Genomic DNA, 6,605 nt, shown 5'->3' with positions numbered 1-6,605 from the left:
CCTTGGACGCTGCTGACCAGGATCGTGCCGAAGATCACCATCAGATCTTTGGTCGAGTTGAACTGCACGAATCTGTCGCGCGGGAAAAGCGCCATCGGCATTGATGCAGCAGCCGTGAACCATGCGCCGGAAATCACCACGTGGGCAAAGTAGAAGACGCGGAAGCTGGCGGCGTCCGACACCAAGGCGAAGCCGCCCGCCGAGATGGCGCAATACATCGTCATGATGGCTACCGAGACCCGCACCGCACCCAAGCGATCAGCCATCGATCCAATGGCAAAGGCCGACACGATGGACACCGCATAGCCGGCTGCCGTCAATGCGCCCAGCGTGGCCTTCTGGATACCGGCCGCGTGCGCGTAGTGCAGATAGAAGGTGTTGAAGGGACTGAAGGTGACGCTCGCCAGCACGAAGGCCGCGACGGCCCACCCATAGGAGCGATGGTGAAAGCAGGCCAGCACGTGGTCGAGGGGAAATCTCAGCCGGGGCTCCGTCTTGTCAGCGGGCGCGGCGTCGGGCGGCAAGGGTGTCTCCTTCAGCATCAACGCCATCGCAAGGATAGGCAGGCAGAAGAAGAGGCCGACGCCCATCAGAACCTCGCGCAGATAGTGGTCCGTGAGCGCGAAGATCCAGTTGTGATACGCGATGCCGATCGTCAGGCTGACGATTCGGAACACCGCAAAGAAGCGACCGAGCAGGCCCGCGGGTACAAGGTCATTGACGAGGCCGTTGAACAGCGAGAAAGCGCTGATGGCGGCGCAGTCGAATGCGGCCCAGAACAGGCTGAACAGCGCGAGTCGGCAGTTGTGCAGGCCGGGTGACCAGCCGCCCAGTGCAGCATCAAGCCAGCCCGCCAGCGTGGGTGAGGCTGCCAGGCCCGCCATGGCCACGAGGCCGGTGGGCGCTGCAACCATCAGAAAGGGCTTGCGCCTGCCAAGGCGGCTGCGGCAGCGGTCCGAGTGATAGCCGGCCAGGGGTACCAACAGCAAGCTCAAGGCGGCGGGCACCGTGGACAGCAGCAGCGAGATCGTCGTGTCAGACGCCGCGTGCCGGCGCAGCAGCTCCAGTGCGCTGGGCACGGCAGCGCGGTCGCGCATCGAGACGCCGAAATCGCCGCACAGCAGCCAGAGCAGCAGGGCGCCCAGCCCGACAAGGCTGAGCGGCACAGCCGCCCCAGCTCTCGCAGCCAGTGCGCGATTCATGTCAGCCGCGCTGCGCCACGGGGCCGGTCGATTTGCGGACGACCAGTTCCAGCGGGAGGGCGATCTTCTTCGCTGCGATGCCCTGGCCCTCGATCAGCGCCACAAGTTCCCGTACCGCGCAGGCGCTGAGTTCGACCAGCGGCTGGCGCATCGTCRTCAGGGGTGGGTGGATGTGGCTGGAGATGGCGATGTCGTCGAAACCCACGACCGAGATGTCTTCGGGAACGCGCAGCCCCTTGCTGTGGATGGCGTCGATGGCGCCGAACGCCATCTCGTCGTTGGCCGCGAAGATGGCGGTGGGCGGCTCCGGCAGGTCCAGCAGCTGCACGGTGGCCGCGTAGCCGCCGGTCTGGACGAAACGCCCCGGAACGATCAGCGCCGGGTCTGCGGCGATGCCGGCTTCGTTCAAGGCTTCGACATAGGCGGCCTGCCGCTCGGTGCTTTGGCCCGTGTAGTGGGAGCCGGCAATGAACGCGATGCGGCGGTGCCCCAGCGATAGCAAGTGCTCGACTGCCGTGCGGGCGCCCTTGCGGTTTTCGACCACGACGACGGGCAGCCCCATGGCGCGCGCATCGAAGTTGACGAACACACAGGGCAACTGGCGGTGTTCAAGGTCGCCGAGGTAGGCATCCTCGACATTCGGCATGGGCAGGATCAGGCCGGCGCACAGGTTGGCCAGCATGTCGCGCGTGTCTGCGCGGCCTGGGGCGTCGAAACGGTCGGCGTTGAACAGCAGGATGTCGTAGCCGCGGGCACGCGCTTCGTTGCTGATCTCCTTGGTGATCTCGTGCAGCACCAGTGAGCCGAAGTTGTTCACGAAGATGCCGATGAGCCGGCTTTTCTCGCCGCGCATGCGTCGCGCCACCATGTCGGGCGAGTAGTTCAGCTTGGCTGCGGCTTCCATGACGCGTGCGCGAGCATCTTCCGAGACGTAGCYCGTGCCGCGGATTGCACGCGATGCGGTGATGGGCGCGACACCGGCCAACTTCGCTACTTCACTGAGCCTGCTGGGTTTTGGCATAGATCGACGCTGAGATGGAATACCAGAATGTGGTGACGATACCACATTCGTTGGCGCGGCCGGCAAAGCGTGCCGGTCACGCAAATTTCTTTGTGATTTCGAATTGATATGCTAACGTAACCATACTCTATGGCCGCAGCAGCCAACCGGCGGGCTGCGCCGACCAAGCCGACGCATTGGAATTGCTCCGTGCGTTCAACGGATCGATGCTGATGAAACTGAAGAATTGCGTGAGCGGCTTGTTATTGACGCTGGGCATTGCTCTGGGTGGATGTGCGGGCGCGCCCGCTCAGAACAGCAGCAATCGCGGTGAAGTGATTGCGGCGATCGACAAGGTCAATTCCTACTGGCAAGCGCGCGCACCTGCTCAAGACAGCCCGTTCTGGAATGTGGCAGCCTATCACACCGGTAATATGGAAGCCTACCGGGTGACCGGTAATGAAAGTTATAAGCGCTATTCGGAAACCTGGGCTGAGTACAACCAATGGGCGGGCGCGCGGTCCAAGGATAAATCGACCTGGAAATACACCTACGGCGAAACGCCGGAGCACGTGCTATTCGGTGATTGGCAGATCTGCTTCCAGGTTTACGCGGATCTTTATCAACTGGAGAAGGACCCGCGCAAGATTGCCCGCGCCCGCGAGGTGATGGAATATCAGATGAGCACCCCCAACAAGGACTATTGGTGGTGGGTGGATGGGTTGTATATGGCCATGCCGGTCATGACAAAGATGTACAAGGCCACCGGCAATCGCCAGTATCTCGACAAGATGTACGAGTATTACAGCCACGCCAACAGCATCATGTACGACGCGCAGGAGAAGCTCTATTACCGGGACGCGAGATACGTGTTCCCGCAGCACAAGAGCGTCAACGGCAAGAAGGACTTCTGGTCCCGCGGCGATGGGTGGGCATTTGCGGCGCTTGCCAGGGTCCTGTCGGAATTGCCGCAGGACGATCCGCACCGCGGTGAGTACGTGCAGCGCCTTCAGGACATGGCTGCGGCGCTGCTGCCGCTGCAGCAACCCGAGGGTTACTGGACGCGCAGCCTCATGGACCCGGCCCATGCGCCGGGCCCCGAGACCAGCGGGACGGCCTTCTTCACCTACGGGCTGCTGTGGGGCATCAACAATGGCCTGCTGCCGCGGGACCGGTATCTACCCGCGGCGCAGCGCGGCTGGCATTACCTGACGACCGTGGCCCTGCAGCCCGACGGCAAGCTGGGGTATGTGCAGCCGATCGGCGACCGCGCGATTCCGGGGCAGGTGGTAGACCAGAATTCCACGTCGCACTTCGGCGTCGGCGCCTTCCTGCTGGCGGGGGCTGAAATGGTCCGTCTGCTCGACAAATAACGGCGCAGCCAGGAGACAAAGTGCAACGTCGAAATTTCATGCGCGCTGCGGCCTTGGGGCCGTCCGTGCCGGCCCTGTTGGCCACCAGCGAGGCGGCAGCTGCGGCGACTGCCTCAACTGCCGCTGCACCTGGGCAGGAGCGTGCCTACATGCTCAACCTGCTGCGCCAGATGGCCGAACCGGTGCTGGGCTTGATGTCCAGGGGCGAGCTGAAGAAGAAGTTTTCGCTCGAGTTGAGCCCCACCTGGGATGGCCGCGACCCTTCCGTCGCCTACCTCGAATGTTTCGGCCGCTTGATTTCGGGCATCTCGCCGTGGCTCGCGCTGTCGGCGGATGACACTGCCGAAGGCAAGCTGCGCCAGCGCCTGCAACAACAGGCGCTGCAGAGCTACGCCAACGCGGTCGACCCCAAGAGCCCGGACTACCTGACCTGGAAGGGACATGGCCAGGCGCTGGTGGATTCGGCCTATTTCACCAACGCGCTGATGCGCGCACCCAAGGTGTTGTGGGAGCCGCTGGACGCGGCCACGAAAGGCCGCATCGTGGCCGAGATCAAAGGCCTGCGCCGCATCGAGGTGCCCTACATCAACTGGCTGCTGTTTGCGGCGATGAACGAGGCCTGGCTGCTGTCCATCGGCGAGGAATCCGACCCGATGCGCATGAACGGGGCCATCCGCAAGATCAACGAGTGGTATGTCGGCGACGGCTGGATCAAGGACGGCCAGGACTTCCATTTCGACTACTACTGCTCTTACGTCATGTACCCCATGCTGCTCGAGATCCTCGAGGTGTTGGTGGCCAGCAAGGGGCCGTTCTGGAACGCCAAACCCGAGGACCTGCTGGCGCAGGCCACGAAGCGCGCGCAGCGCTATTGCGAACACCTGGAGCGTTTCGTCGGCCCGCAAGGCAGCTATCCGCCGATCGGCCGCTCGCTGACCTACCGCACCGCCGTGTTCCAGCCGCTGGCCTTGCTGGCCTGGCGCAAGCAGCTGCCGGCATCGCTGCCGGAGGGGCAGGTGCGCTCGGCCCTGCACGCGGCGCATGTGGCGATCTGGGACGGCCCCGGCAACTTCACGAAGGACGGTTTCCTGACCATCGGGTTCCGCGGCCATCGGCCTGAACTGGGGGACTGGTACTCCAACAACGGCAGCATGTACATCGCCGCGGCGGGCCTGCTCGCGCTGGGCCTGCCCGCGACCGACTCCTACTGGACGGCACCGGCGCAGGACTGGACGCAGAAGAAGGCGTTCAGCAGCAACCGCTTTCCCAAAGACTACGCCGTGGGCTACTGATGAAGYGGGCGTTCCTCGCCGTTTGGCTGGCCTTGAACGCGCTGGGCGCCAGCGCGGCGGAGCGCCTGGTCGTCACTGTCCGGCACGAGCTGAAGGCCGCGCGGCCGGCCGAGACGATCGCGGTCCCCTGGTCCGAAGTGGCACGGCGCCTGCCCGGGGCGTTGCTGCATCAGCTCGCTGTGCGCGATGCCGGTGGCAACCTGCTGCCCTACCAAGTCACCAACGTGGCGCCGTTGGCGAAAGACCCGAAGAACGAAGGCATCGCCTACGGGGAGCTGATCTTCCAGCATGACTTCGCCATGAACGAGCAGAGCGCGCGCTTCACCGTCGAGAAGACGACGACGGTTGCGCCGCCGTTTCCCGTCAAGGCCTTCGCCCGCTATGTCCCCGAGCGCCTCGACGACTTCGCGTGGGAGAACGACAGGATCGGGCACCGCACCTACGGCCAGGCGCTGGCCGCGCCGGCGCCGCCCGGGAGCGACAAGGAAGTCCTCGTCACGAGCGGTGTCGACATCTGGTTCAAGCGGCCGTCCTATCTCATCGTCGACCGTTGGTACAACAAGGGCCACGACCACTATCACAAGGACGAGGGCGAAGGGCTCGATATGTACGCCGTCGGCCGCACCCGCGGCGCGGGCGRCACGGGCATCTGGAATGGCAGCCGGCTGTTCGTAAGCAGCAACTACTCGGCGTGGCGCGTCATCACGAACGGGCCCGTCCGTGCCGTTTTCGAGTTGACCTACGACAAGTGGGACGCGGGCGGTGTGGCGGTCAGCGAAGTGAAGCGATTCACCGTCGACGCGGGCCATCTTTTCGACACAGTCGAAAGCACTTTCAGCACTGCCACGCCGCAGACGCTCACGGTCGCGTTGGGTCTCAACAAGAAGCCGGCCTATCCCGAGCAGGCGCCGACGGTCGCTGCTTACCGTGCCCCGGACACGCTGATGCAATGGGTGCGCCAGCGCAGTGCGGGTGACTTTGGTGTCGCCATCCTGCTGCCGGGTGCAGACGGCTACGCGGCCGATTCCGACAACGAACTGATCCTCGTCAAGGCCAAGACCGGCCAGCCGCTGCGCTACTACCTTGGCGCCGCGGTCGACTGGTCGGGTGAGATCCCCACGGCGCAAGCCTGGCAGGGCTATGTGGAGGCCTACCGCAAGCGCGTCGCATCGCCGATCCGGGTCGAATTCGGCGCGGAGTAGCCATGTTTTCCCGGTGGCGTCCTGCGATGCGCTTTGACTCTGAAATTTTGTATATCTCGCGGCGCCTTATTCATAGCTCCTTTCGCGCCATGGAGACTAAGCTGAACGGGGCGAGATCGTGACACCCCTAGTTTGATAGTCACCAAGATTGCCAAGCATCCCTGACTGTCTTCGAGAACATTGGTGATGATCCTGCAATGTCGCACCAAAGCAACTTTCAAGATCGATGAGGCAACGTTACCATAACGTAACCAAGGGCCGAAGAAGCGTGATCACATGCTGYGCTGTAGGCGCCGTGGAGGGTTTCATGAGCCCATTTTTTTGGGGCTCGCATGGTAACGTTGTCACATATTGCTGTTATCGAAATGAATCTGCGATGAGCAAGCTGATCCAGCCATCGCCGATATAAAAACAACTTGTAGTCACATTGATGACAAAAGCCCTTGAGGCATGGAGAGAGACATGAAACAAACCCTGATTTGCTCGGCCGTGTCGATGGCGCTTGCCGCCGCCTACGGCCACGCCGCGGCTCAGGC

At 63.3% G+C, this 6,605-nt stretch carries 5 protein-coding genes; 3 read left to right on the top strand and 2 right to left on the bottom strand.

What is annotated here, in order from left to right:
* Both ACXJKR_RS20650 and ACXJKR_RS20645 read right to left on the bottom strand, forming a co-directional pair.
* Nucleotides 1–1,166 (bottom strand): MFS transporter (locus tag ACXJKR_RS20650; RefSeq protein ID WP_457324410.1); only part of this gene is annotated, 1,166 nt, incomplete at its 3' end.
* Between the two features lie 37 nt (nucleotides 1,167–1,203).
* On the bottom strand, nucleotides 1,204–2,223 hold the full coding sequence (locus tag ACXJKR_RS20645) for a LacI family DNA-binding transcriptional regulator (protein ID WP_457324409.1): 1,020 nt from the start codon (nucleotides 2,221–2,223) through the stop codon (nucleotides 1,204–1,206).
* A gap of 206 nt (nucleotides 2,224–2,429) precedes the next feature.
* Between ACXJKR_RS20645 and ACXJKR_RS20640 the strand changes: the two genes are divergently transcribed.
* The 3 genes from ACXJKR_RS20640 to ACXJKR_RS20630 are packed head-to-tail and all read left to right on the top strand — an operon-like array spanning nucleotide 2,430 to nucleotide 6,069.
* Nucleotides 2,430–3,575: a glycoside hydrolase family 88/105 protein gene (locus tag ACXJKR_RS20640; protein ID WP_457324408.1), complete on the top strand. Its 1,146-nt coding sequence runs from the start codon at nucleotides 2,430–2,432 to the stop codon at nucleotides 3,573–3,575.
* A gap of 20 nt (nucleotides 3,576–3,595) precedes the next feature.
* Nucleotides 3,596–4,867, top strand: coding sequence for a DUF2264 domain-containing protein (locus ACXJKR_RS20635; protein ID WP_457324407.1), 1,272 nt, complete (start codon nucleotides 3,596–3,598; stop codon nucleotides 4,865–4,867).
* The gene (locus tag ACXJKR_RS20630; RefSeq protein WP_457324406.1) at nucleotides 4,867–6,069 is read left to right on the top strand and encodes a DUF4861 family protein; all 1,203 of its coding nucleotides are present in this window, start codon (nucleotides 4,867–4,869) and stop codon (nucleotides 6,067–6,069) included. Before ACXJKR_RS20635 ends, ACXJKR_RS20630 begins: the two co-directional genes overlap by 1 nt.
* Nucleotides 6,070–6,605: the final 536 nt, after the last annotated feature.

The organism is Roseateles sp. P5_E11 (genome assembly GCF_054049355.1).
The sequence above is the reverse complement of the archived record's forward strand: the minus strand, read 5'-3'. Positions and strand labels throughout refer to the sequence as shown.

Excerpts from the sequence above, each read along its gene's own strand:
- ACXJKR_RS20640 (WP_457324408.1), top strand. The coding sequence starts at position 2,430 with ATGCTGATGAAACTGAAGAATTGCGTGAGCGGCTTGTTATTGACGCTG.